The 26,722-nt window shown below is 41.3% G+C and carries 26 protein-coding genes; 13 read left to right on the top strand and 13 right to left on the bottom strand.

The genetic code is table 11. The features are described 5' to 3' along the window. Positions 1–74: 74 nt before the first annotated feature. Positions 75–1,016 (bottom strand): hypothetical protein, encoded by a 942-nt coding sequence (locus ACEYW6_RS26390; RefSeq protein ID WP_412982086.1) that lies wholly within the window; start codon positions 1,014–1,016, stop codon positions 75–77. A gap of 712 nt (positions 1,017–1,728) precedes the next feature. Here ACEYW6_RS26390 and ACEYW6_RS26385 point away from each other — a divergent pair. Together ACEYW6_RS26385 and patX are read left to right on the top strand one after the other, a co-directional pair. Further along, positions 1,729–3,579 (top strand): FAD-dependent oxidoreductase, encoded by a 1,851-nt coding sequence (locus ACEYW6_RS26385; RefSeq protein ID WP_412982085.1) that lies wholly within the window; start codon positions 1,729–1,731, stop codon positions 3,577–3,579. A 107-nt stretch (positions 3,580–3,686) separates the two neighbouring features. Continuing rightward, positions 3,687–3,914 carry a heterocyst-inhibiting protein PatX gene (patX, locus tag ACEYW6_RS26380; protein WP_412982084.1) on the top strand — a complete coding sequence of 76 codons (228 nt, stop codon included), beginning with the start codon at positions 3,687–3,689 and terminating at the stop codon, positions 3,912–3,914. An 857-nt stretch (positions 3,915–4,771) separates the two neighbouring features. Here the strand turns inward: patX and ACEYW6_RS26375 are convergent. Further along, entirely contained in the window at positions 4,772–5,671 is a 900-nt protein-coding gene (locus ACEYW6_RS26375; RefSeq protein WP_412982083.1) for a ferritin-like domain-containing protein, read from the bottom strand. Positions 5,672–6,076: 405 nt separating this feature from the next. Here ACEYW6_RS26375 and ACEYW6_RS26370 point away from each other — a divergent pair, with 405 nt between their 5' ends. Further along, a complete protein-coding gene (locus ACEYW6_RS26370; protein WP_012411649.1) occupies positions 6,077–6,277 on the top strand; it encodes a hypothetical protein in 201 nt (66 codons plus the stop codon). Positions 6,278–6,400: 123 nt separating this feature from the next. Here the strand turns inward: ACEYW6_RS26370 and glnA are convergent, their stop codons facing one another. Continuing rightward, positions 6,401–7,822: a type I glutamate--ammonia ligase gene (gene glnA, locus ACEYW6_RS26365; protein ID WP_190897281.1), complete on the bottom strand. Its 1,422-nt coding sequence runs from the start codon at positions 7,820–7,822 to the stop codon at positions 6,401–6,403. 358 nt (positions 7,823–8,180) lie between these two features. On the opposite strand from glnA, the gene apcB reads away from it, so the two are divergent. From apcB to ACEYW6_RS26340, 5 genes are all read left to right on the top strand, one after another. After that, a complete protein-coding gene (gene apcB / locus ACEYW6_RS26360; protein WP_190897283.1) occupies positions 8,181–8,690 on the top strand; it encodes an allophycocyanin subunit beta in 510 nt (169 codons plus the stop codon). 46 nt (positions 8,691–8,736) lie between these two features. After that, positions 8,737–9,012: an element excision factor XisH family protein gene (locus ACEYW6_RS26355; RefSeq protein WP_412982082.1), complete on the top strand. Its 276-nt coding sequence runs from the start codon at positions 8,737–8,739 to the stop codon at positions 9,010–9,012. Next, positions 9,000–9,335 carry a XisI protein gene (locus tag ACEYW6_RS26350; RefSeq protein WP_412982081.1) on the top strand — a complete coding sequence of 112 codons (336 nt, stop codon included), beginning with the start codon at positions 9,000–9,002 and terminating at the stop codon, positions 9,333–9,335. The genes ACEYW6_RS26355 and ACEYW6_RS26350 overlap by 13 nt, the downstream gene beginning before the upstream one ends. A 138-nt stretch (positions 9,336–9,473) precedes the next feature. After that, a complete protein-coding gene (locus tag ACEYW6_RS26345) occupies positions 9,474–9,908 on the top strand; it encodes a DUF29 family protein (protein WP_412982103.1) in 435 nt (144 codons plus the stop codon). Further along, positions 9,909–10,727: a TlyA family RNA methyltransferase gene (locus ACEYW6_RS26340; RefSeq protein ID WP_412982080.1), complete on the top strand. Its 819-nt coding sequence runs from the start codon at positions 9,909–9,911 to the stop codon at positions 10,725–10,727. It begins immediately after the preceding gene. Here the strand turns inward: ACEYW6_RS26340 and ACEYW6_RS26335 are convergent. From ACEYW6_RS26335 to ACEYW6_RS26300, 8 genes are all read right to left on the bottom strand, one after another. Beyond that, on the bottom strand, positions 10,724–10,984 hold the full coding sequence (locus ACEYW6_RS26335) for a Calvin cycle protein CP12 (protein WP_190897289.1): 261 nt from the start codon (positions 10,982–10,984) through the stop codon (positions 10,724–10,726). The genes ACEYW6_RS26340 and ACEYW6_RS26335 overlap by 4 nt on opposite strands. Before the next feature lie 332 nt (positions 10,985–11,316). After that, entirely contained in the window at positions 11,317–12,663 is a 1,347-nt protein-coding gene (locus ACEYW6_RS26330) for a GTP-binding protein (protein ID WP_412982079.1), read from the bottom strand. Between the two features lie 120 nt (positions 12,664–12,783). Next, entirely contained in the window at positions 12,784–13,089 is a 306-nt protein-coding gene (locus ACEYW6_RS26325; RefSeq protein WP_412982078.1) for a hypothetical protein, read from the bottom strand. A 429-nt stretch (positions 13,090–13,518) separates the two neighbouring features. Continuing rightward, complete coding sequence (locus ACEYW6_RS26320; RefSeq protein WP_412982077.1) at positions 13,519–14,244, bottom strand: prolyl oligopeptidase family serine peptidase; 726 nt, start codon at positions 14,242–14,244, stop codon at positions 13,519–13,521. Between the two features lie 22 nt (positions 14,245–14,266). Further along, a complete protein-coding gene (locus ACEYW6_RS26315; protein WP_412982076.1) occupies positions 14,267–14,419 on the bottom strand; it encodes a hypothetical protein in 153 nt (50 codons plus the stop codon). Between the two features lie 49 nt (positions 14,420–14,468). Next, positions 14,469–14,702, bottom strand: a complete 234-nt coding sequence (locus tag ACEYW6_RS26310; RefSeq protein ID WP_412982075.1) for a hypothetical protein — start codon at positions 14,700–14,702, stop codon at positions 14,469–14,471. Between the two features lie 136 nt (positions 14,703–14,838). Beyond that, a complete protein-coding gene (locus tag ACEYW6_RS26305) occupies positions 14,839–15,174 on the bottom strand; it encodes a hypothetical protein (protein WP_190897299.1) in 336 nt (111 codons plus the stop codon). Between the two features lie 140 nt (positions 15,175–15,314). Further along, entirely contained in the window at positions 15,315–16,331 is a 1,017-nt protein-coding gene (locus ACEYW6_RS26300; RefSeq protein ID WP_412982074.1) for a metal ABC transporter substrate-binding protein, read from the bottom strand. A 146-nt stretch (positions 16,332–16,477) separates the two neighbouring features. Between ACEYW6_RS26300 and ACEYW6_RS26295 the strand changes: the two genes are divergently transcribed. Together ACEYW6_RS26295 and ACEYW6_RS26290 are read left to right on the top strand one after the other, a co-directional pair. Beyond that, a complete protein-coding gene (locus tag ACEYW6_RS26295) occupies positions 16,478–17,248 on the top strand; it encodes a metal ABC transporter ATP-binding protein (RefSeq protein ID WP_390625507.1) in 771 nt (256 codons plus the stop codon). Between the two features lie 32 nt (positions 17,249–17,280). Beyond that, positions 17,281–18,132, top strand: a complete 852-nt coding sequence (locus ACEYW6_RS26290) for a metal ABC transporter permease (protein ID WP_412982073.1) — start codon at positions 17,281–17,283, stop codon at positions 18,130–18,132. 96 nt (positions 18,133–18,228) lie between these two features. On the opposite strand, the gene ACEYW6_RS26285 is transcribed toward ACEYW6_RS26290, so the two are convergent. Continuing rightward, complete coding sequence (locus ACEYW6_RS26285; RefSeq protein WP_412982072.1) at positions 18,229–19,953, bottom strand: peroxidase family protein; 1,725 nt, start codon at positions 19,951–19,953, stop codon at positions 18,229–18,231. Positions 19,954–20,252: 299 nt separating this feature from the next. Between ACEYW6_RS26285 and ACEYW6_RS26280 the strand changes: the two genes are divergently transcribed. The 3 genes from ACEYW6_RS26280 (at position 20,253) to ACEYW6_RS26270 (ending at position 25,537) form a co-directional block, all read left to right on the top strand. Next, a complete protein-coding gene (locus ACEYW6_RS26280; protein WP_196512899.1) occupies positions 20,253–21,038 on the top strand; it encodes an HAD family hydrolase in 786 nt (261 codons plus the stop codon). A gap of 123 nt (positions 21,039–21,161) precedes the next feature. Then, on the top strand, positions 21,162–22,337 hold the full coding sequence (locus ACEYW6_RS26275; protein WP_412982071.1) for a DNA double-strand break repair nuclease NurA: 1,176 nt from the start codon (positions 21,162–21,164) through the stop codon (positions 22,335–22,337). A gap of 506 nt (positions 22,338–22,843) precedes the next feature. Then, entirely contained in the window at positions 22,844–25,537 is a 2,694-nt protein-coding gene (locus ACEYW6_RS26270; protein ID WP_412982070.1) for a PAS domain S-box protein, read from the top strand. A 121-nt stretch (positions 25,538–25,658) separates the two neighbouring features. On the opposite strand, the gene nadC is transcribed toward ACEYW6_RS26270, so the two are convergent. Beyond that, complete coding sequence (nadC, locus tag ACEYW6_RS26265) at positions 25,659–26,525, bottom strand: carboxylating nicotinate-nucleotide diphosphorylase (RefSeq protein ID WP_412982069.1); 867 nt, start codon at positions 26,523–26,525, stop codon at positions 25,659–25,661. Between the last annotated feature and the right edge of the window lie 197 nt (positions 26,526–26,722).

Genomic DNA, 26,722 nt, shown 5'->3' with positions numbered 1-26,722 from the left:
ACTCCTAACTCCTAACTCCTAACTCCTAACTCCTAACTCCTAACTCCTAACTCCTAACTCCTAACTCCTCACTCCTAACTCTCTTCCCTTCCCTCAAGTAATTTAGTTGGTTCACCACTCGAACCATATAGCTCAACGAATCTTTTAAACAGCAACGCAGTCTCATGATTTGAAGTCCTGTTTAAGTTGAATAAACGCCCTATATTTTTCTCAGCTAAAGCTCTCAGATATGGTAAATCTTCAAAGAGTGTCAAACAAGAAGCAAAATGCAAGATTATTTGTAATAATGGCTTTGGCCACTCTAGATCACTATAAATATCAATAAAGAACTGATGTTCTGAGTCATTTAACGGGAAAGCATGAAATATCACAATTATTCTTTTGTTATTGTAGACTGGAATACTCAGTTCAACAGTGTAGGGTGTATGTAATATTAAATCTACCTCTACAATCGGTTGTCGCCAAATTCTTAAAGGATTAGCTGGCGAGTCTAATATTGTTTGGAATTTGATTATTCCACCAGTATTTGTCGGCTGAAAGTGGCTAATTTGAAAAATTTTCAGGTTATTAAGGCTAAAGTTATGAACTGTTTCCAAATGCCTTAAGTTCAATAGATGATAAATTTGGCAAATATAAGGGAACGGTAAAATGTACTCCTGGCTAATCATGTGCAGCTTTTTAACTTGAAGTTTGTTAGCTTGAGTACGAGCGAGATATTCTTGATATTGGCTGGGCCCTAGATCATTGCTGTTGAAGCTTTCATCAGGCTTGAGATATAGCCAACTTATAAAAAAGAAAGAGGCTGTAAATAGCTGAAATATTTCTATGGGAGATAAGTAACCATCAGCAAATGCAGCTATACTTCTATCTGTTATTCCAAAAAGCCAAGATGGAATACCAAATAGCCAGATATTACTTTTGATTTGATCTATTAAAAGTGCTAGATCAACATTTGAGACATTACTGTTTTTGTTTATACTTAATTCATCATTTTTTTTTAAACAATTATTAAACATAAGATATGATTTTACTTAATGCTAGTAATCGATAAAGAAGGTTTATATTAATCTTAAATACCAATATATAGTCACAACCTCTATCTTGAGCTGTATATACAAGTTTGATTTATTCATATCCACTTAGAATCAGTTCTCATGAGTCTGGCTCAAAAATTCAAGGCATTATTACACATAATCCTAAATCCTATGCATAATATCCAGCCATCATAAAATTCTTTGTAAGCTTTGCCATTAAAGAATTTCATATTGTATTCTCTGATGCATAAACTAAAAGTAATAACTTTGCTACAATCTTTCTGCTTGCTGAGTGCCAAAATTGAAATTATCTAATTTTTACAAAAGTCGTATATAGATATCTAGATAAAAAAGTTGATTTTTCCTGACATGATTTATCTAAGTAGGGCGGCGTGAAAAAATCAAACTATGTAAATAGGAATAAATAAAATTGCTATATCTACCGAGATAACTCAGATATAGGTGATCGTATATCAAAAGGTTAGCAAGACAAAATACTGTTGAACCTGAGAATTGCGGATACAGCACAGAAAGTTGCTAAATCGAATCAGGAGGAATAATTTGTTCTGCGTTAGCTCCTACCAGTTTCGCTTGAAAACTTTTAATGCTCAGTATCCGAAAAATAAAATAATTTATCTTGTTTGATGCCAAGCTATCTGAGGAGAATATATCGAAACTCCAGTGAGGTTAAGCGATGGTTAATCAGACATACACAGCTGATGTCTTAGTTGTCGGTGGGGGAACCGGAGGCACTGCCGCTGCTATCCAAGCGGCGCGACGGGGAGCCAAAACGATTCTGGTGAGTGAATTTCCTTGGTTAGGGGGAATGCTGACTTCGGCTGGAGTATCTGCACCCGATGGCAATGAATTAGAAGCCTTTCAAACAGGATTATGGGGTGCGTTTTTGCAGGAATTGCGACAACGACAGCCAGGTGGATTAGATAACAGTTGGGTAAGCTTTTTTAGTTACGATCCTCAGATTGGAGCAGAGATTTTTGCCGATTGGGTGCGCGAATTACCAAATTTGCACTGGATTTCTGGAGAAGTGCCAATAGAAGTGTTCCGTCAGGGTGATTCTATTACTGGTGTGCGCTTTGCTGATTTTGCTGTCATGGCCAAGATTATTCTCGACGGCACAGAATTGGGAGATTTATTGGCTTTAGGTGAGATACCTTACCGCTGGGGCTGGGAATTGCAATCTGAGTGGGGAGAACCCAGCGCTCCAGTCTCTTTTAACTCTCTAACCAAGAGATATCCGGTGCAAGCGCCCACTTATGTAGTGATTATGCAAGATTTTGGTGAAACGATGTCTACGACGGGCGTAGCTGCGGCACCAGAAATTCCGGCTGCGCCTAACTATAATCCATCCCAGTTTACAGGTGCTTGGGATAGCTATGGAGCAGAGACGTTTTTGAACTATGGACGTTTGCCTGGTGGCCGATTCATGATTAATTGGCCAATCTGTGGCAATGACTACGGCGAAGGAGTAGGGCGGTTGATAGAGTCAGGTGTAACCAGAGGTGAATTCATCCAAGAATCTCGCTGGCACAGCCAAAACTTTGCCCATTTTATCCAAAATCAGCTTGGTCGTCGCTATGGTTTAGCAGAAAAAGTATTTCCTCACACCCCTACAGCTTTTGCACTACATCCCTATTACCGGGAAAGCCGCCGCTTAGTAGGGCTAACTACTGTCCGAGAACAGGATATTTTGCCGATTGCTGGAGGTAGAGTTGCATCTATATTTAATGATGCGAGGTTTTGCGTACCACTTCGTGGAAGTAAGCTACGCGAAGCCTCTCCGACAGGAGAAGCGATCGCTGTTGGTAACTATGCTAATGACCATCATTATCCTGGTGTTCAGTTCCCACTGCAAACTAAATCTATCCGATGGGGGGGACGTTGGACTGGAACTCCCTTTACAATTCCCTACAGTTCCTTAATTCCAGCCACAACAGATGGTTTCTTGGTTTGTGAAAAAAATATTTCTGTCTCCCACATTGCCAATGGGGCCACCAGATTACAACCCGTGGTTATGGGCATTGGTCAAGCAGCAGGGATGGCAGCAGCGATGTGTGTTGAGTTAAACTGCCAGCCAAGGGATTTACCTGTTAGGGCGCTGCAAACAGCTTTATTGGAAGATAATCGCTCAAAAACAGCAATTATTCCTTTGTTTAATCTTCCACCCAATCGTTCGGATTGGCTGCATTGGCAACTGTATTACTTAAATAACCCACAAGCCTATCCAGCTAATGGTAATTGCCCTTGCCCATCGTGGGATGAGAACCCTGACTCTGCTTTTGGCAAGGTATTAATTCAGGAAAGTAACTGTTTTAAAGGCATTTTTTACCGCTTGGATCAGCAGGAATACAGATTCACTGTCACAGCACCAACCGCATATCAAGGTCAAAATTGGCAGCTTGTGACTTTGCGATCGCATATCGACGAGCAATTACGCGCTTATCCTCACGAACAATTAGTTACATTGTGGGGTCGTCAGAACCACTTTGGTAATTGGTTATTAGTCGAACATTTAAACGGAGGATAAGAAGAGTTTATTTTCAGTAAAACACAATACTTTTTGGTGAATTGTCCGGATATTAATCAAAAAGCTAAGTATCAGTGAAGTGGAGAGTTCCAAAATAGACATCTGCTATGCGTGCTGCCATTTCACTTTTAGTCTCGAGTCTGGTGTTCGGCCCCTTAGCTTCTAACTACCAAGCAATGGTCAATCACTTATCCTATGGGCTGCTTTCCACGTCTGCTTCGGAACAGTGGCTCTCGGCGGCATCTGAACAAAATCCAGATGATGCGCCACGTCATCGCGGTAGTGGACGCAGAGAAGTGACGCAAAAATCCGGAAATATCTATGCTGTGGTTTAACTACCCTAGGGTAATGCCTTTTTTTTCAAAGGAACCAAATTACCAGAAAACACGATGTTGTGCTAAAGTCTTTTGCACAGCTTTTCTGGCAGAGATATATACAGTTGACACACGAAAATCTTCAGCGATCGCTTAGTATTTCAACTGCAAGCTTTGTATATCATAAGTTGGTCTCAATCCTAGCGATCAAAACGCAAATTAAATTAAGTGCCTTGATCAACAGCATTACCAACTCCTCAAAAGCTACACCACTGTTGCTCATATTCCTGGGAAGCTCTGTGTCTCAATCCTCAACGGCTCTAGAAATAGATGTTACTTAGGCTATCAGTTAATCTAAAGCACATTTAATTCAAACATTTTGCTTGTTGAGGAAACAGCCTTAAGCCAACTCCACTTTATTCCCCAATAGGTTTTCTCATACATTAAGTAGCTGATTATCTACATCAGCAACTAATTGATCTTCACTCCGACACCTGTTTAGCGTCTTTTACCGAAGCATAAAATCCCTTTCGTTTCATCTGAGCTTATCTAGGGCATAGATTCGCATAAGTAGTACAAGTTATATTGCATTTGGCAACGAATCTTACTATTCTTGACCTACTCTTACACCCTGCTTCGTTCTCCTCGTAGATAGCTCCCGACAAAATAAATATTAAGAGGGATTTGCTAGACGATCTTAGTCATCTTTATTATTCTACACCCAAGGGCAGATGCAAAATTTTGCATTTGCCCTTTTTAGATGAATTTTATTTAAAGAAAAGGGAATGGGGAATTTTAAGAGGCAGAGGGGAAGGAGGCAATGAGCAGGGGGAATTGACACTCTCTCCTGCTTCTTCTTTCCCAATGCCCAATTTATTTCATACAGATGTTTTCTTGCGGTTATTTTCTCTTCCCTGGATGCCGTTGAGGAACATCGGCACAAACTTCTCAATAAACATCTGTGGATCGCGCTGCCAAGCCTTTTGTGCAGCCTGCATCCTAGTAAATTGCAACTCAGGCGCTAGCAAAGTCTGGGGTAAACGTTCCATCAGGTACTGGGGACGTTGCCAAAGCGGCATGGTATTTGCCACTTCCACCAGGTTGGCAACTCGTCGCAGTTCGGCTCCCAAGGTGATATCCATTCCAGCTTCAAAAGCCGCTTGTTCAATTGCAGTATATTTTTGCTTGGCTTGCTCTACTTTCTGCTGATGTTCTGGACTCTTACGTGCAAGTTCTCCTAGCCAGCGATTACCCCACCGGACATGTCCTGCTTCCTCTGGGAGAATTTTTTCAATCGTTTCCCGAATTTTGATGTTTTCTTCTGTCTCCGGTGCTTGCTTGAGTGCATAAATGTGGGCAGAAAAATACTCACAGCCCCGTTTTTCTGTGGCATTAATTGCAGCAAGGGAAGAAATCACGAAATCTTCAAGGTTTTGGACTGGATCTTGTTGTTCGTGGTCGAGCAGGCGTTCAAATTCATTGATATAGGAAGAACCGGGCGGCTTACCAATATCTGCTCCCAGTTCTGCCAACAAGTCAGTCAGCCACATGGCATGACGAGCTTCATCCGAAATGTGATGAGACAAATCCCGCACCAGTTCCCGTGGCTGTCCATTCAGTTTTTCAATTAGGTCAGTCAGGTCTTTGCAACTGCGTTGTTCACTGTAACGGTAGCGGTTGAGGGTAATTAGATGGATTTCGCGATCGCATACTACCCGTTTCAATACCTCTCTGGCACCCAAAACATTCTGAAATTTACGTGGGTAGGTAACTGTCATAGATTATGTAAATTTTTGTAAATATGTATTTGATCGTAACTTAATTTTTTGCAACTACTGTATTTGTGCCGCGTCAGTGAAAAAAAGAGTAAAGGTTACAAAAACTAATCACTTGAGTTGCACTTAAGTCTCAGACCTTTTAAGTGTAAATAAGAGTAACGAATAAACGTTCCGTCTTCAGAGAGGTGTGTTTTTGAGGTGAGATAAATCCGAAGTCAGATGTTTTTAGACATTAAAGGTAGATTAGGGAAGATTTTTCCAGCTTTGGGAAAAAATATCTGAGATTGTCAACAAAAGCAAATATAAATTTATGTAAAAAGTAGCCTATGTTACAGAATTTTTGTTATAGTAGTTTATAGAAAGAACCAAAAATTATATATTCACGAAATAGAGAGGACTATGGTTATGTCTATTGCAGATAAATCTCGTGCATTAATGGTGCGTGAACATCAACAAGTCAAGAATCGCCAACAATCAATGCTGATGCGTGCGGCACAAGAACTTGGTCTTCCTGAAGAAGTATCTCACTACTGGAACCCAATTCAAGGGAAGGTAGATGCTAGCAGTCGGATGATTTATGGCCCCAGCCATGCTTCTATGAGCTAAGTTTCAGGAGTCATAAGTTGGATTTTTTGATTGAATGTCTCAACTGACAAGTCTGGAAAAAAAAGCCACCCTCTACTTTAGGGTGGCAAAACTTATTACTTTTTACTTAGATACGACTCTTCATTAAGCATCGTAGTAGAGGTAAAACTCGTAGGGATGAGGACGCAGCTGCAACTGCTTGGCTTCGTTAAGCTTGTAGTCAATCCAATTTTCGATAAAGTCTTCCGTGAATACGCCTGATTCTGTCAAGAAACCGTGATCGTTTTCTAGTGCTTGCAATGCCAGTTCTAAAGAACTTGGAGTTGAGGGAACCTTTGCAAGCTCCTCTGGAGAGAGTTCATAGATATTCTTATCTAAGGGTTCACCAGGATGTATTTTGTTCTTGATGCCATCGATACCAGCACAAAGCATTGCAGCAAATGCCAAGTAGGGGTTAGATGTAGCATCTGGACAACGGAATTCTAAACGCTTGGCTTTGGGGTTCTTACCAGATAGAGGAATACGGATAGAAGCAGAACGGTTCCCTTCGGAGTAAGCCAAGTTAACAGGAGCTTCATAACCAGGTACTAAGCGCTTGTATGAGTTGGTACTAGGATTGGTAATTGCCAAGAGCGCTGGTGCGTGTTTGAGAAGACCACCAATGTAGTACAACGCCATATCGCTCAAACCAGCATACTTATCACCTGCAAACAGAGGTTTGCCATCCTTCCAAATAGACTGGTGACAGTGCATTCCCGAACCGTTATCGCCAAAAATCGGTTTTGGCATGAAGGTGACGGTTTTGCCGTATTTCTTGGCAACGTTCTTGATGACATATTTGTAAATCATCAACCAGTCAGCCGCTTCGATCAATTTACCAAAACGAAAACCTAGTTCGCACTGACCACCAGTAGCAACTTCGTGGTGATGCTTTTCAATGGGCACACCTAATTCTGCCATTGTCAACAGCATCTCTGTACGGATATCTTGGAAAGAATCCGTTGGTGAAACTGGGAAATAACCTTCTTTGAAGCGTGGTTTGTAACCCAAGTTGGGTTTTTCATCTGTACCGGCTTTACCGGAATTCCAAGCACCTTCTTCGGAGTCTAAGAAGTAATAGCCTTCGTTAGCAGTTTGGGCAAACCTAGCACTATCAAAGATAAAGAACTCAGCTTCAGGGCCAAAGAAGGCTGTATCACCAAGACCACTGGAAACCAGGTAATCTATTGCTTTTTGGGCAATAACGCGTGGGCAACGGTTGTACGGTTCACCCGTGCGGGGGTCTTTAATACTACAAATTATACTTAGTGTCGGGACTTCCATAAATGGGTCGATCCAAGCAGTGTTGGGGTCGAGTACCATTGTCATGTCCGATTCGTTGATCGCTTTCCAACCCCGAATGCTGGAACCGTCAAAAGCTACGCCATCAGTGAATGCAGTCTCATCGATTTGATTTTGGTACAGTGTGAGGTGCTGCCAAGTCCCTACTGTATCGATGAATTTGAGATCAATCAGCTGAATTTTTTCATCTTGAATTTTCTTCAAGAGTTCTTGTGGTGTTGTCATTGTTACTCCTTCTCTACCAATTTCCTAAAGTAAACCCAGAATCTTACATTGCATCCTAACCCTGCTGATCTCAATCAGACCGTGACACACCAGAAATATCTTAAATACTAGACATTAGCTGATTTTGTAGTTTGTGCTACAGATATCTGGATTATCAGGTTATATTAACCTTTCAGGGATCATCTGTACAAAACTGGAAAGTTCATCATATAGGGGTCAACTTTGGCATAGAATCCATAGATAGTGGATAAATTGTTTTTGTGCCGAATCTATTTTTAATAGCACAAAAATTTACTGGTGCATAAGTGCAGCCAAATAAATATCAAACCATAAATAGTAATGATTGGGAGAAGAAGGAATGCGCGATGCGGTAACAAGTTTAATTAAGAATTATGACTTAGCTGGTCGGTATTTTGACCGGAATGCGATCGATAGCCTGAAGTCTTACTTTGACAGTGGTACAGCACGAGTACAAGCAGCGGCGGCGATAAATTCTAATGCGGCTGCACTTGTCAAGCAAGCTGGTTTGAGGTTATTTGAAGAACTGCCAGAATTGATTCGCCCTGGTGGAAATGCTTATACAACTCGTCGTTATGCAGCTTGTCTGCGGGATATGGAGTACTATCTGCGCTACGCCACCTATGCGCTGGTTGCAGGAAATACAAATGTGTTGGATGAACGAGTGCTACAAGGGCTACGAGAAACTTACAATTCTCTAGGAGTACCTATTGGGCCTACGGTTCGCGGTATCCAGATTCTCAAGGATCTGATTAAGGAGCAAGTAGCAGCAGCAGGTGTGGTTAATACTGCTTTTGTGGATGAACCTTTTGATCACATCACACGCGAGTTGAGCGAACAGGATATTTAGCATCTAGCCTTGGTGACTAAAAATCGCGGAACTATACAAACAAAGTTTGCGTAAGCATACTTTACAGACATCGCACTTTGGCTTGATTGGCAAGGTGCGTTTACTTTTCTTAAAGCAAAAAACTATTTGTCGTCTCAATGAAGTTTATCGCAGCGTGCTTAAAGAACTACAACCAAAACGCCAACTTTATTTAGCAGTTCCCAAGCGGGTTTACGAAGGTATATTTTCCGAACGCTTTGGTCAGCTAATTCTTAATAGTATAGGAATAAACCTAATTGTCTTTGACGAGCAACTAGAAAGGATTATCAGATGGATAAGCTAGCTCGGTATCGTGAAATTATTCGTCAGTTGATATTTGACTATGCTAGTCACAAACCTGCTAACGGTCAAATAGAGACAGAAGCAGTCATTGACTCGGAGCGAGACCACTACGAAGTGTTACATGTCGGTTGGGATGGAGTGCGCCGCGTACACGGTTCGGTGGTACATATAGATATTATTAATGATAAAGTGTGGATTCAATATGATGGTACTTCCCAGCCAGTAGCAGAGGCATTATTAGAAGCGGGTATTTTGCGCGAAGATACTGTCTTGGGTTTCCATCCTGCTGAACTACGACAATACACGGGTTTTGCTGTATCTTAATTATCTGAATATTGTGTATTTGCAAAGAATAATACATTAAGTAGCGATCGCTCCTAGATGAAACGCATTAGCCTATCTTATCTAGACTAGAACCGCTATAAGCCACAATAGAAGTTGCCGATGTTTGAGGCGCTGATTATGGAAGAATTATTCACTCTGAAAGACTTGCTTGTTAAGGGCGATGTTCAAGGAGCATTGATTATAGTTGAAGAATTAGAGGAGATGAGCCGAAATGATATCATCAAGACGATTCGTAGCTATGCAGTGATTTTGCTGTTGCATCTGATTAAACAACAAGCTGAAAATCGCACGACTCGCTCTTGGGAAGTCTCTATTCGGAATTCGGTTCGGGAAATTCAGCGGGAAAACAAGCGACGCAAAGCTGGAGGCTATTATCTTACACCAGAAGAATTATTAGAAATTTTAGCAGAAGCCTATTTAAATGCCATTGATGAGGCTTCCTTAGAAATAGAAGAAGGTCGTTATGAAGCCCAAGAATTAGAAAAGCTGGTTAACCAAGAAGAAATTATCAATCGTGCTTTGACTTTAATCTTACCAGGAGAGTCTAGTTAATTGGCTAAACAGCGACTCGATACACTATTAGTAGAGCTAAATTTATGTTCTTCTCGCGCCTTAGCACAACGACTAATTCAGGCGGGGGAAGTTACTGTTAATCAGCAGTTAGTTGATAAACCTGGTACAGAAGTTGATATTGCAGCGCAAATAAACATTAAAGAGCGATCGCCTTTTGTTTCTAGAGGCGGTGAAAAACTCTCTAAAGCTTTATCAGTATTTGCCATTCCCGTAGCAGAACGCATTTGTTTAGATGGTGGGATTTCTACTGGTGGTTTTACTGATTGCCTCTTACAAGCTGGAGCAAAACAAGTTTACGGAATTGATGTCGGTTACGGGCAAGTTGACTGGCGGTTACGAAATGATTCGCGGGTGATTTTGCGGGAACGCACCAATTTACGGCAACTACGACCAGATGAGCTATATGGCGACGATGACCCGATTCCTGATTTGGCGGTGGTCGATGTATCGTTTATTTCTTTAACCAAGATTCTGCCTGCTTTATGGCAGTTAACTCAAGCGAACCGGGAAGCTGTGTTATTAGTCAAGCCACAGTTTGAAGTTGGCAGATCCCGTGTGGGTAAAAAAGGCGTTGTGCGTGATCCAAACGACCAAGCTGATGCCATTTTCCAGGTGTTGCAAGCAGCGCACCAATTAGGATGGAAATACAAAGGCTTAACTTGGTCGCCGATCACTGGCCCGGCTGGGAATATTGAATATCTTTTGTGGTTGGGAATGGAAAGTGAAACACCACTACCTGATTTAGAAGCAATTAAGCAAATAACGCAGTCAGCAACAACTGATTTACGGAAAAGTTAAACGTCATAAATTAGACATTCTACGGAATCTGGATGGCGATCGCAATAATTATCCAAAGAGGTTTTCTTTGATTTTGCTTGCTGTTGATCAGCTTTTTCAGCTTGTAATTCTTCCACAATATCCCAGGCTACGGCACAACCAGCAGAATCACTGCCATTTAGCTCACAAGTTGTCCGGGCTTCAGTAATGGCTTCAGTAATAGCTTCTTCAAGATTTGTCGCCCCAGCAGTTTCAAATGAGTTTAGGGTAGTTGTCATGATACTTTTACCTTTAATTTACAGAGTATAGATATTCACTGTGAGCTTTCAATGACCCCAGGAACCTCACATTTCCAGTTTAGATAGGCTTCCCATAAGAGGTGGTGGTGAACACCGTCATCTTTTTAGGTAATTTGAGTGGGAATTGCCCTCTTGTCACCTTTGATTTAAAAAGCTAGGGGAATTCCACTAATTGGAATCACTAGTAGAGGTGGTCATCTTTTCAGTCTTGCATTCCAAATTCGGAATGTCAGTCAATTGTCAGAAGAGTTTGATAGAAGTTGATAATCACTTATAAACGGCAACAAAAAGGAAACAATTTTTATTTATTCTCAATATTTTATGCCTAACTCTTGTCGCAAGCGATACAGAATTGTATTTTGGTCAACTTGAGAGAGAATTTCTTGAATGACGCTGCTAGCGCCCAACTGTCCCCAAGTGCAGCCTTTTTCGAGATACACCTGAGCGGCTTTGCCAACGGAGTATGCACCATAACCAGCGATACCAGCTTGAGCGATCGCACTGCCAGCAAAGGCAGTAATATTGCTGGGATTGTCACCGCTGGTTATTGCAGCAGTACTTTTACTTAAACCCAAAAGCAAACTGCTACCTAATTCTCCCAGTAGCAAGCCACCAGAACTAAATAAAATCGTTTTTAAAATTTTCCCGGCTTCATAGCTAGTCATCGGCAAACCATACAATCTAGCTAGAGCGCGAATTAAAGCCAAATCGGCGACAGTCCCGCCAAGAATGTCTAAGAAGGCGATGGGATTGAGCATTACTGCCAAAGCTTTGTATTTGGTAAATTGCCAAATGATATCTTCGGCTTCTTGTTCGCGTAAATCGATGGTTTTTTGAGCGATCGCGGCTTCTGCATCCCGTGCTTGAATGAGTGCATTTAAAGCCAGCAGCGATCGCCCTTCTCGATTGAGAATATTCAGAATTGTCTGTTTGAGTTCGTCTACTTGTGGCGGTGGTGTCTCCCATTCATAACTAACACGCCCATCAGCCCATTCAACCCGTACTTCCATTGGTGCTGGTTCCGCCGCCACCATCACAATTTCATCCGGTAGTAGAGGTTTTGCTTCAGGATGTCCAGCACCCAGTTGTTGCAAATTTTGATAAATTGCTCCCTGGTCTGTATCTGGGTAAAGGTCAATTTTGTTAAACACCAAAATCAGAGGTTTTTGTGCTTGCCTTAATTCCAGGAGTGCTTGATACTCAGTGCGTGTGATATCACCAGACACAACAAACAAAATCAAATCAGCCTGATGCACGACTTCTCGTGCCATGTCCGCCCGTGACTCACCCTCAATTTCATCTAATCCTGGGGTATCAATTAACTCTACTAGTACCTTACCTCCTGGCTGCCAACGGACGGAACGGGGCCATTGAGTGACACCGTTCAGAGGCCCAGTTTGCAGAATCTTATCTCCCAGCAAGGCATTTAAAACTGCTGACTTTCCCCGACTCACCAAGCCAAAAGCGGCAATTCTAATGACGTTAGAATCCAGTTTGTTGAGTGTGGAATTCAAAGCTTCCAATTCTGGTTTCATCAAACCTACTAATTCTGGGTTAGATGACAACTGCCCTGACTTGCGAAGATATCCATACCAAGACAGCGCTTGTCTGAGACTGGCGCGGGCACGATTTAAATGAGTTTCTTGCAGATTGCGCACGAAGTTAGGTTGATTCAAGGTTGGACAAACAACAGGCTACATATCCATTTTGATCTAATTCCTCGGCTGTTTGCCTGTTTTGTCAAATTAGGCAATTGTCAAAAGAGTTTGTATCTCATTTTAGTACATGGGATTATGTTGATGATCCCAACACTTGCGATCGCGCCAGTTTCTGCCAGTATGTTCACATTCAGATGCATCATCTATCCAAGGAATCGATGTAGAGTGGTGCGAGGTTCCAATGGGAGCGAATAAGCTAGCAGTTAATAAGGGCAATAATAAGGATAAAGTTAACAATGTACAAATCGGTAAAGTGATTAAATATCCAGTGAGCAGCACAATGTTACTATGAGTCCAAAAACTTCTGCATATTTTATTGTTTTTTTGGCTAGTTTTTAAGCTAGTTGGTGAATTTAAAAAAAGCATAATGCAACCCTATTAATGCCAGTTGATATAGCAATCTCATTTGATTTGTAAAAGCCAAGCTGACTGAGAGCTAGCCAGGGTTTTGACTCTCAGTATATTTAGCAAAAATCAAATAGGATTCCTATACAAGTATGGATTTTTACGTAAAAACATTATTGAAGCTATATATTCTGATGTCAAATGTGCAAGTGACGACTTCTTAAAAGTTTTAATATTTGGGCGCTAAAAAGTATTTTTGATGAAAATATGTTGAAGTTGTAGCAATCTACCTTGCGTAAATTCTGGCAAATTTAACTCACAGCTTTCCGGTAACGATGCTGCTTCGTTTTATTGCGATCGCTATAAACGATAGATCCGAAGCTTCACAAAGGGGCGCATCTGCGATCGTCGGCTATGAAGATTTTTTCAGTTAATTAAACTAAATATTGTTTAAGAGCTTTTATTTACTGCCTTCTGTCGCTGATGCCGTAAAAACCACTCATACAACTCTGGATTATTATATGTCTGCGTCCACGAGTCGTGATTGGCTTCTGGGTAAACTGTAAATTTTACATTCCCGTCACAGGCTTTGAGTGCAGAAACCATGATTTCTGACTCACTTAAGGGAACTACATTATCTTTGGCTCCGTGAAACGCCCACACAGGAAGATTTTTCAGTTTACGTGCTGCTTGTGGATTACCACCGCCACAGATAGGCGCGATCGCAGCAAATCGTTCTGGCTGAACTGCTGCTAAATGCCATGTTCCGTAACCACCCATGCTTAAGCCGGTTAGGTAAACTCGATTTGGATCAACAGGATAGGATGCAATAACCTCATCAAGAAGGGTACCTAATCGCTTTACATTCCAATATTCACCCTGCGGACATTGGGGTGAAATGACAATAAAGGGGAAATCCGACTGTTGTTCTACAATCTTGGCGACACCGTGCCTTTTCACATTATCTAAGTTAGAACCTCTCTCACCTGCGCCATGTAAAAACAGGATCGTTGGCAAAAGTAGCTCTTGTGTTTCGTTGCGTAGGCGTAGCCCGTCGTAGACATCGCCTACGGTGGGCGGAACGCCATCGCCTCCGTCTGGATGTACCCCACCGGGCAAGAATAGCAGGTAGTTATAGCTGTCGCTAGAAGTAACTTGTCGTTGTAGTGGTGGCATAGCATTAAAAAATTTTGTTAGTTCAACGTTTGCGAACAGCAATGGTATAACTTGGCCGCTGTGTTGCTTCTCGTTGACTCTTAACTAACCGAAAGTCATTATCTATATATATATGCTCTAAAAAAGAAGTAGCTAGGTAAGCTTTTTCAAATTTTTTGACAGTATTTCTGTCCATATCTTTTAATTTGAGTTCTTGCTGTAACTCTATATTTGGTGTTGCTTCTTTAAATTTCGATTCGACAATTGTCTCCCGTGATGATCGCCACTTGCTCTGCAACCTTATCAAACGGGTTACGTCTGCTCAACTCTGTAAAATATGGTGCTAATTCATTTTTATAAAATTCTACTTTGACTTTTAACGGCTCTACATTGTGGCCCTTAACAAGTTCTAAAATTTTATTTTTAATTTCTGGCGTACTCCAATATTTCAACTCTTTGGTAGTTGTGACATTTGCCATCACCATTGATCCTGGCAGAATTTCCAGATTTTGTTTGCCTCACTAAATAGACTAACTTGCTCAAAAAAGACAGATACGAGGACGCAAAGAAAGAACTCTCTGTGTCCCTGTGTCCCCGTTTCTATTCAATGAACGGCTACCACCAAATTCGATTTCCATTTTCGTCAACTCGTGCTTGCCGAATTACGTCAGAAATCTCTTCAGCATCTTTAACGTGGTGGAGTGCTTTCTTTTCGCCGTCGGGTTCATCTACAACGAAATAAGTTGGGACTGTAATCTTGTCACCTGTAATGTCTGGTACATCATCCACAGCTACCTGTTGAGCTTTTTCTTCAATAGATTGAGACTCATCAGCGATTCTATCTCCTGGATTCGCTGTTAAGTTTCTTTCTTTGACGTTCGGTTCTTCTCGTAAATGTGTATCTTCACTTACTGGTTGATTAATTTGATTTTCTTGATTTTTATCAGTCATGGTTTTTCAGGTATTCAACAATGTAGCTTTACTAATAACACTGTAGAAAATCGAAGTTACAAATAGTTCTTTCTCTGGAGAGACTTTGAGAAGAGATTTGAGCAAAACATGTCTTAGGTTAGATATTAATTTTGATGAATTTACTTCTTTAGTTGAAATGGCGTATATTTCCCCCCCAATGCTTCTACAATTGTGCGGGTATTCGCCTCCATCATTTTGATGTAAGAATCTCCTGGACTTCCCTTGGCACCAATTGAATCAGAATAGAGTTGATTTGGCGCTAATTTCACCCCTGCTTCTTGGGCAACAGTTTTAATTAAAGCGGGGTTAATTGTAGTCTCAGCAAAAATTGCAGAAACACCGATTTTTTTAATTGACTCTACCAATCGCTGGACTGTTTGAGCGCTTGGTTGTTCTTCGGTACTAATGCCAATTAAAGTACCTGCGATCGCAATCCCATAAGCACGTCCATAATATTGGAATGCATCATGGGTTGTCACTAGTTTCCGCTTATCTGTGGGGATAGTTTGAATCTGTTGATTTATCCAGCTATGCAATTGTTTTAATTCATTAGTAAGTTGCGATGCCTTTTGAGTAAATTTTTCTCTATCTTCAGGTGATAACTCAATCAACCCATCCCGAATCGCATTCGTCATTGCGATCGCATTTTCTGCACTACCCCAAACGTGCGGATCTGGCACAACTTCTCCTTTACCTTTATCAAGCTGCAAAGATTTGACTGCTTCCCCCACAGCTAATTTTTGCGCCTTACCACCAGAAGCATTCATTAATTTAATCAACCCCGGTTCCAGGTTGTAGCCGTTATACAAAATCAAGTCAGCTTCTTCCAAAACTCTACTGTCTGCTGGTACTGGTTCGTAAACATGAGGATCAGTACCCGGTTTCAAGATTGCACTTAGTTGAATTTCATCTCCTGCAACCTCTTGTGCCAAATCAGCAATGATAGTACTAGTTGCAACTACTCGCGGCTTATCTCCCTTGGCAGTGTTGAACTTAGAGTCTTTCTGGGTACAACTGAGTAATGCCAAAGGCATAAGTATTCCCAAACAAAGCCGGAAAAGAATTTTTCCCTTCATCCTGCTGATTATTTCCTTGCCGTAAGGATTAGTAGTCTCTATCTCTAGTATTAGTTTCATTTATCTTGGATATTACATCTAATTATAGATTTTTTCATATTTCTCTCATTTTTATAGTAAGCTCAAGAAATAAATATTTAAACCAGATTATGAAAAACGTCTCTTTTCCTGCAAAATCTCGCTTATCCCAGACAAAAATAGAGGAAATGCCTGCAAAAACTATTAAAGCTTTTGATATGAGTTCCAAAGCAGCAATTAGCGTTGCCCATCTAGGGGTATACTACCGGACACAAGAAGCCTTAAGGGACGTTAACTGTATCGTCAAACCTGGAAAACTGACGGGTATTTTTGGCCCCAACGGTGCCGGTAAAAGTACGCTGATGAAAGCAATGTTAGGCTTGGTTCCTGTCAGTAGTGGTACGGTGCTATGCCAAGGCAAACCCTTGATGCAACAACTAGAGAAAGTTGCTTATGTACCACAACGTAGCCAAATTGACTGGACTTACCCCGCCACCGTCTGGGATGTAGTCATGATGGGAAGAGTAAAGAAGACAGGCTGGTTGCGTAGCTTCTCGGCAGTTAGTCGCCAAGTAGCAAAAAATGCCATAGAAAGAGTTGGAATGAGCGAATATTGCGATCGCCCCATTGGACAATTATCAGGAGGACAACAACAACGGGTATTTTTAGCCCGTGCTTTAACACAGCAAGCAGAAATCTTCTGCTTTGATGAACCTCTAGTAGGTATTGATCAAAAAACCCAGTCAGTGATTTTTGAAGTGTTCCATGAACTCGCCGCCGATAACAAAATCGTGCTAGTAGTCAACCATGACTTAGGGGAATCAATCGCTCACTTCGATGACTTAATATTATTAAATCGTGAATTAATCGCCACAGGTTCACGGCAACAAGTACTCACAGAAGAGAATGTACATCGTGCTTATAGCGGTAAAGTAATGTACTTTTCGGATGCTGCATGAATAATTCGTAATTCGTAATTTAAGACATTTTTATGTTACAAGCATTAATTGAGCCGTTGCAGTATGGCTTTATGCAGCGATCGCTCGTGATTGCGATTTTAGTTGGGATGTTGTGTGCAGTTGTAGGCAGCTACTTGATGGTGCAACGACTAGCATTGCTGGGTGATGCTATTAGTCACTCAGTTTTGCCTGGACTAGCGATCGCTTTTATGGTAGGAGCAAATATATATGTTGGGGCATTTATTGCCGGAGTTTTGAGTACAATGGCGATCGCTTGGATTAGAGTGCAATCGCCAATCAAAGAAGATGCGGCAATGGGCATAGTATTTTCAGCATTCTTTGCCTTGGGCATCACCCTAATTACTGTTATTCAAAAAGATAACAAAATAGACTTAAATCACTTCCTTTTTGGTAATATTCTCGGCGTTACCATTGATGAAGTGCGCGATACTGCTATTATTGCCGCTATTGTTTTAATAGTTGTTGTTTTATTATATAAAGAACTTTTATTTTACACCTTTGATCCTTTAGGCGCTCAAGCCGCAGGTTTGCCCGTCAATCGGCTGAACTTTGGGCTTATGGTGCTAATAGCTTTAACAATAGTCGCCAGCATGAAAGCTGTAGGTGTAATTTTAGTATTATCACTTTTGATTACACCAGGAGCAACCGCCTATTTATTAGTTAAACGTCTCAACTATGTAATGATTTTGGGGGCGGTAATTGGTGTAATTTCTAGTATTAGCGGGATGTACCTCAGCTACTTTTATAACTTGCCCTCTGGCCCTGCGATCGTTTTAGTAGTATCGGGATTCTTTATTTTGGCGTTATTATTCAGTCCTAGATACGGTATTTTTACTTTGAGCAACAGAAAGCTCACACCATAATCTTTGAATTACAGTGATTTTTCGGCGTGTAGAGACTTTGTATTGGAAAGTCTCTACACACATTTGCTAACCATGAGGCGCTGCGTTATTCAGTACTTAACAAGACGATGCTGGCAGCACTCCGGCAAACTTCAGGAAATCACTAATCACACGAATTTCACCACCATTTGCTAGCTTGACACCTTTGGAGGGGTTCCAAACCCGATCATACTTGTGAGCAAATTCGTGCTCATGGTCATGCCCATGCTCACGCTCATTGAGGTAGGAAGATCGGTCGTTCTTAATTAAGCCGATGATGGTTTCAGCAACAATGCGGCTACCAACTTCGCCCAAAGAGTCACCCTTTGCACGAACTTCGGATTCCTTCAGTACGTAATACCACGCTGGAGTCTTTTCTAGGAAAGGTTCGAGGGCTTGATTCAATTCTGGTGAATTACCTTGTTTAAGTTCCTCCACTGTCAGTTTTTTGATACCTAGTTTTTTAGCTAGGCTCTGTCCGGTGGGAATGCTGAGGAAATATCCACGTAATAGGTTCCGTTTAGCAAGGTGCTTCAGAAGTTGTTGAATAGGAGGTTGTGCATCATTGCCTTCATTAAGTAGTTCTGACAAAGGAAATGCAAGATGCGTGTCGATTTTTCGTGCAGAATTTCTCTGCCTTTTGGCAGCGCTTTCTTTGTCAACAAAGCGATCCCACTCAATAATCCAGTTAAAAGGTAGAGTATTGGATGGGCCAGGGCCTGGCGGGCCGCCCATATCACGTTTTCCCGTAAAAGCAAAAAGTAAAACAAACGTTGCATCTGTCAGCGCTCCTGGTTGGTCTGTAAAATTGCGGTTGTAGTCATAAGCAGCCCGCACCATACTGTGTCCAAAACGGTAAGCTGCAACGGAAAATTCTAGAGGCATGAAAAGATTTCCATGCCGGGGATGGTAGAATTTCAGCCCATCGCGGAGGATGTTGTCCACTGTCCCTTTTGCAGTCACTGTTTTAAGGAAATCATTGACGACAAGCCACTGGTAGTGCCAACGAACCAGAGTCTGCGCCCGAACAAATAATTTTTTATTGTCTTTGGCATTCTTCGGTTCGTTCTTCCGCACCCAGTCAACTACTGCGTTGTGGAAACGCAGAAAGGCAGTGTGGAACTGTGCCACAATCAGATTTTCGTCGTTGCGACTGTCGGCGATCGCAGCTATTCTGTTATTACGTGGCAGGTCGCGCGATAAATCTTTTTCTGGTGGGATTTTGGCACCAGGAATCGGGTCGCCGTTAGCATTTTGTTCAGCGTTTTGCCCAACTTTCAGTTTTACTGGGTCGTCTTCTTGATAAAAGTCTTTTGCTTCCGTGGGGTTTTTAGGGTCTAGAGTTGGCCCGTCACCATAAACACTGTCAAGATCGAAAGTGGGGCGACGCAGATTCTTGAGTTTATCGGTTATGAAGTCGGGTGACAGAGGCTTGAAATCGTCTTTGGTAATATCAGCTTGGAGGTCTGTGACAGCCCGATCAGTGTTGGCAGTAATATCATGATCGATAAATTGTCCCCAGTAAGTATAAACCGGAGGTATTTTTGAGTTAGCGTCCTCAAGCTCAGGGCCTTCTCTGTCAATTATTGCATCGCCTAGCTCTTTGAGTTTTTTAATAATATCTTGGTTATTGTCTGCCGGAAGCAGACTATTTGGATCTCTGGCTATATCTGGGAAGAGATAATCGAAATCTGTCTCCACATCAATCGCCTCAGTCGTTGGCGGACGTAAGGCTATTCTCTGTTGCACAGTCTCTTCCTTGATATATCCGCCGTGGCTAAATTCAAAAGGGAGATTTTGCATCGTTTTTTCCTTTAGGAGTCCGGTAATTCCCTCTGATATGTCAGTGGAGTTCCACTGAGAAATCTGAATTTAAATAATGACATTGCGGATTATCAAAGTAATAGTACCCGCAGGGGTACCATTGGCAAGCAAAAGGTCGAGGCAATTTGGAATCATGAATGCGATCAAGAGTTACTCACTTAAGAGTGGTAGAGCGATCGCCTGCAATCATCCAGACTATTTTTCCTGCTTACAGTTCTGATACAACAAATCATTGCTAGTTCAGTTAAGCTGGCAACAGCAGTTTCATCCTCAAAACAATGACAGCAGGTAGTCCCACAATTTTAGCCCTAGACTTTGATGGAGTCATTTGCGACGGACTAATTGAATATTTTGAGGTAGCATGGCGTACCTACTGTGAAATTTGGTCTCCTGCTAACGATGCACCACCAGATGATTTAGCTTTGAGATTCTATCGCCTACGACCTGTAATTGAAACAGGTTGGGAAATGCCTGTTTTAATCAAAGCGTTGGTAGATGGAATTCCTGATGAAAAAATTCTTCATGAATGGGTAAGCATCGCCCCACAACTTTTGTTAACTGACAAGATACAAGCAAGAGAAATTGGTGCAAAGCTAGATAAACAACGGGATGAATGGATTACCACCGATTTGGACGGTTGGCTAAGTCTGCATAGATTTTATCCAGGTGTCATAGAAAAAATCAAATTAACTCTTGACAGTGGGGTTAAGCTATATATTGTGACAACTAAAGAAGGGCGTTTTGTACAGCAGTTGTTGCAACAAGAAGGAGTGAACTTAGCACCAGCAGCAATTTTTGGTAAAGAAGTCAAGCGTCCTAAATATGAAATTCTGCGAGAATTAATCCAGGCAGTAGGAGATAACCAAGTTAGTCTTTGGTTTGTAGAAGATAGACTCAAGACTTTGCAGTTAGTCCAACAGCAATCAGACCTTGAACATGTGAAACTCTTTCTTGCTGACTGGGGTTATAATACCCAAGCAGAACGGGAAGCCGCCCAAAATGATCCACGAATTCATCTGGTATCACTGTCTCAGTTTGCCAAAGATTTCTCTGCTTGGCATTGAAAAATGAAGATAATCTCACGCCAGACATAGAAGTACACAGACGCAGAGGTTATCTTTGCGTCTTTGTGTGAGATTTAAACGCCGAAATTTGCAATTTTATCTTAATATAAAATTTAAAATCCTATGCTTGACCTGACAAAACTGGCGCGACAAATGCAGGGTTTAAGTCAGCATCTTACCTTAGAAGCTGCTGCCAGTCGCCAGCGTTTAGAATTGGCGCAACAACATCTTAAAAATGCTTACGAGTCTCAACAAGATTTAATCGATCGCCAAGAAAAATGGCGCGATCGCATTCTTTTTGCTAACGCTACCCCAATTGAGCCGCTAGAAACCTGTATCGATATCCCAGTTCCTCCAAAAATCCATACTGTCATCGCTACTGATGGTTCACAAATTGCCCCTAACCATCATGAAATTGCTTACTGCTATCTCCTAAATATTGGCAGAGTAGTTTTACACTACGGACAAAATCGCCATCCGTTACTCGATAGTTTGCCAGAGGTATTTTATCGCCCGGAAGATTTATACATGTCTCGGCAGTGGGGAATTAGAACCGAAGAATGGATGAGTTTCCGTCGCACTGCCTCAGAAACAACGGTGTTGGCAGAACTTGCATGTGCAGCGAAAGGCGAAGCACCAGCATTGGCGATGGTAGATGGTTCCCTAGTTTACTGGTTTTTAGAACAGTTGCCATTGGATGCACGCGATCGCATTTTACCCCCTATCCTGGAAGCTTGGCAGCAGATGCGTGAGGCTAAAATTCCTTTGATGGGTTATCTTAGTGCTTCTCGTAGCATCGAAACAATGAACTTTTTACGGTTGTTAGCTTGTCCTCATCCAGTGCCAGACTGTAAAACTTATTGCCCAAACCAGCTAGAAAAAGTAGCTTGTAAAATTTTTGAACAGTTGCGAGATACTTCTGTTTGGGCAACTCGACTCAATCCAGGACAACGCAGCACCCTTTGGCGCAGTAATTCCCCCATTCTCGAACTCTACGGAGACCAAACTATTTACTTTTGCTACGTCCACGTTGGCACTGAAATTGCCCGAATCGAAGTTCCGGCATGGGTAGCAGAGAATGCAACCATGTTAGACCAAGCGCTGGGACTGATGCTAGCACAAGTCCAAAAAGGATATGGCTACCCTGTAGCGATCGCAGAAGCCCATAATCAAGCAGTCGTAAAGGGTGGTGATAGAGCACGCTTTTTTGCCCTCCTCGAACAACAAATGATTAAAGCTGGTCTGAAAAATGTGGGAACTTCGTATAAAGAAGCCAGAAAGCGGGGCAGTATTGCTTAGGAACTTCTAGAGTGATCTACGGTTATCGTTTGAATACACGGGTCTTGAAATTGGCGATCGCAGCCATCCCAATTCATAGTGTATTTGTCCTGTTAATAGCGCTCACACGTTAGCCAAGCTAGAGATAGCAAAGCACGATAACCTGGAAAACCATCTTAAGCAGATTAAAGGATTGATGCTGTTAAATAAAAGTTGTTGCTCTTACGTAACACTTCTTATCTTTAATTCAAAATATAAATGTTTACTTTACACCTTTTTTGGGAACCCTTTATTTAGTAGGGAATTAAGTTAATAACTAGCTAGTTTTTTCAGTAAAACTACTAGAAAATTTTTGCCTCTGCTATCACCTTTATTACGTATTTTTCGTAAAATAAACAGTCTGCATGGGAACTCATATTAGGTAGTTTCTTGCTCGATGATATCCCATTGAGATGGTTATTAAATTTCCGAAAAGCGTATTAATTTATCTTATCTATAACCAAAAAAGTTTGATATCTATACAATTGATGAAACTAGTAAAATCTGGGTACAAACAATCTGAAGAAAAATACTCTCGATTTTTCTCACTTTCTATAGATTTATTGTGTATTGCTAATTTTGACGGTTATTTTAAGTATCTAAACCCAAAATGGACAAAAACGCTAGGTTGGTCTGAGCAACAACTCATTAGCCAACCTTTTATCGAATTTGTTCACCCTGATGACCGTGAATCCACTATCGTTGCAGCCCAAAAAATTACACAGTCTGTAGATGCAATCAGCTTTGAAAACCGCTATCTTTGTCGGGATGGTTCTTACAAATGGTTCTCATGGAATGCAACTGGCTTCAGCGAAGAAAAGTTGATTTATGCAGTAGCTCGTGACATTACTCTTAATAAACAGAATGAGATAGAGTTACAAAAGTCTATCCAAGAACTAGAAGCTTTTAAATTTGCCTTAAATGCCCATTCACTGGTAGCTATTACTGATAAAACTGGAAAAATAACCTATGTCAATGACCAATTTTGTGAGATTTCTAAATATTCTAGAGAAGAACTTATAGGGCAAGATCATCGTATTATCAATTCTGGACATCATACAAAAGAATTTTTTGCAAATTTATGGAAAACTATTGCCCAAGCAAAAATATGGAAAGGAGAAATTAAAAATAAAGCCAAGGATGGCAGTTTTTATTGGGTGGATACTTTGATCGCCCCAATGTTGAACCCAGATGGAAAACCCTATCAACATGTATCAATTCGTACAGATATTACACAACGTAAGCTCTCAGAGTTAGCTTTATTGGAGCGATCGCGCTTATCAGTTTTGAGTGCAGAAGTCAGTTTAGCCTTATCTCAAAGTGGCACACTTGCAGAAATTCTGCAAAACTGTACAAATACTATTTCCCAATATCTTGATATTGCCTTTGTTTGTATCTGGACATTTGAACGACAGACAAACCAGCTACAATTACAGGCTGGTGTTCATTGTACAGACGTTACTTGCAGTGCTTTGAGCGATACACAAGATTTCCCAAATCACATGGTTGTAGCTAATAATATTATTGGCTTAATGACTCAAAATCATCAACCTATTGTTAACGAACAGTTATCAATCAATAATGCCGAAAAATTTCTCGATTCTACATTCTCAATTGTTAGATTTTCTGCTTATCCCCTGATAGTAGAACAGCAGCTAATTGGCATAATAGCTTTATTCAGCAAGCAATTATTTACCGAACCAACTCATAACCTATTAGATTGGATTGCTAATAATATTGCTGTAGCTATTGACCGCATCTTGGCGCGAGAAGAACTCCTCAGCCGTCGGGAAGCCTTATTACTACGTCTAGCTAGTCAAATCCGCAGTTCTCTTGACCTAGATATGATCCTAGAAACTGCGGTCAATGAAATTCGTAGTTTATTACAAATTGATCGGTGCTACTTTCTTTCTTACTTATCGCACCCATCCCAGCCAAGCCTCACTATTAGTTATGAAGCGCGAAACCCTAACTTGCCAACCATGTTAGGCAGTATTCCACCGCAAAAAAGTGCTTTTTTAACCAAAAGACTTCTCTCTCAAGAGCTAATTTGTATAAACGATATTAAGAGCAAGTCACATCTCGATCATGATTTGCAAGAACTTTTAACTGAATTTGGCATCACATCTCAACTACTGCTACCAGTTAAGAGTAATTCCGGGGAGATTGGGGCAATTGTGTGCAGTCATTGTAGTGGCGGTCGCATTTGGACTAACAGTGAAATTAGCCTGCTACAAGCTGTTTGCGATCAACTAGCGATCGCCATCGATCATGCACAACTTTATACCCAAAGTCGCTCTGCTACTTTAGCTGCTCAAACTCAAGCCGAAAAACTCACCGAAACCTTGCATAAATTGCAGCAAACTCAATCTCAACTGATCCAGAATGAAAAAATGTCTAGCTTGGGACAATTAGTAGCTGGAGTTGCCCATGAAATCAACAATCCTGTTAATTTTATTCACGGCAACTTAACCTATGCTAACGAATACTTTCAAGAGATGTTAACCCTATTACACCTTTATCAGCAACACTATCCCACCCCCCAAGCAGAAATTCAAGATTTTGCTGAAAAAATTGATTTAGGATTTATTACCGATGATCTTTCTAAACTCCTGTCTTCAATGAATATGGGTACTAATCGTATCCGTGAAATTGTTTTGGGATTGCGAAATTTTTCCCGTCACGATGAAGCAGATAAAAAACTAGTTGATATTCATGAAGGAATTGAAAATACACTATTAATTTTGCATCACCGTTGGAAAAATAATGGTATTGGGCTAGATATATCTATTGTTAAAAAATATGGCAATTTACCCTTAGTTGATTGCTATCCTGGGCAGCTTAATCAAGTATTTATGAATATTTTGACAAATGCAATCGATGCTTTAGAAGAGTCAATGGTCAAGTTAAAAACAACTGATAAACCGCAAATTATAATTCGTACTGAAATTTTAGACAGGAAATTTGTGGTCATTCGAATTACTGACAACGGATTAGGAATGGAGGAAGACGTTAGAAAACGGTTATTCGATCCCTTCTTCACGACAAAACCAGTGGGTAAGGGAACAGGACTAGGGCTATCAATTAGCTACCAAATTGTAGTAGAAAAACATGGTGGAATTTTGAATTGTCTATCAGAACCAGGAAATGGTACGGAATTCTGGATTGAAATTCCAATTTAAACAGGAATTTAATAAGCCCCGCAGAAAAAGTCTGGCGACTTTGCTTGCATTTATTAGACTGGGAACCTCAAAAAATGAGAGATTACACCAACTTTGCGGCGGAATTATTCGGCTTATTTATTTAAAGTACAATCCTCATACTCAAATCCAACCACTTCGACTGAGTAATCGGCGCACTACTAGAAATATAGTCAACACCCGCCTCTGCTACACCGCGAATCGTTTCCAAAGTCACATTCCCCGAAGCTTCAATTTTCACTCGCCTATCCTGCTGGCGAATCAACTGCACCGCCTGACCCATCATATCTAAAGGCATATTGTCCAACATAATAATGTCAGCTTTGTGCCGCAAAGCTTCTTTCACCTGCTCTAAACTTTCCGTCTCAACCTCTATAGTCAAGGGATAAGGAATCTGAGAACGAATACGGGTAACAGCTTCTCCAATTCCCCCTGCCGCCGCAATGTGATTATCCTTAATCATCACTGCATCATCCAACCCCATGCGGTGATTAATCGCTCCACCCAAAGCAGTCGCGTACTTTTCCAACAGTCTCAGCCCTGGTGTAGTTTTACGCGTATCCACCAACTGAGCAGGTAAATCAGCAATTTTCTCTACATATATATTAGTCAGCGTCGCAATCCCACTCAAGCGCATAGCCAAATTGAGCGCAACTCGTTCCCCCATCAGCAGCGCATCCAGCGAACCATAAATTTCAGCTACTACCTGTCCCGGCTCACACCATGCACCTTCAGCCGCAACCGCCACAAAGCTGACTTTTTCATTCAAAATCTGAAACACTCTAGCAGCAACTGGTAAGCCAGCAATTATCCCTGAAGCTTTAGCGATCCATTTAGCAGAGCCTAGCGTCACATCTTCTACTAGTAGTGTATTTGTTGTGCGATCGCCCCTGCCAATATCCTCCATCAACCAGCCACGCAACAGTGGATCTAAAACCAGCCAGGGCGGCAAAACACCAGAATTTCTCACAACTTTATTGCTTCCTTAGTGACTTTCAGGAATACTATAGCCTAAAACTCTTACTCTCTAAGGCTTTGATAGTGATAGGAAAGCCGTCCAAATAATTTTGGAAAAAATAGTTGACACAAGGAGTTGGGTTCGCTATATTGAATAAGTGCCTGAAGCGGAGAGCGAAAACGCGACGCATTCAGGGAACCGAACCTTGA

The sequence above is a fragment of the Nostoc sp. UIC 10607 genome (assembly GCF_047228265.1).
GTDB classification, from domain to species: domain Bacteria; phylum Cyanobacteriota; class Cyanobacteriia; order Cyanobacteriales; family Nostocaceae; genus Nostoc; species Nostoc foliaceum_A.
The sequence above is the reverse complement of the archived record's forward strand: the minus strand, read 5'-3'. Positions and strand labels throughout refer to the sequence as shown.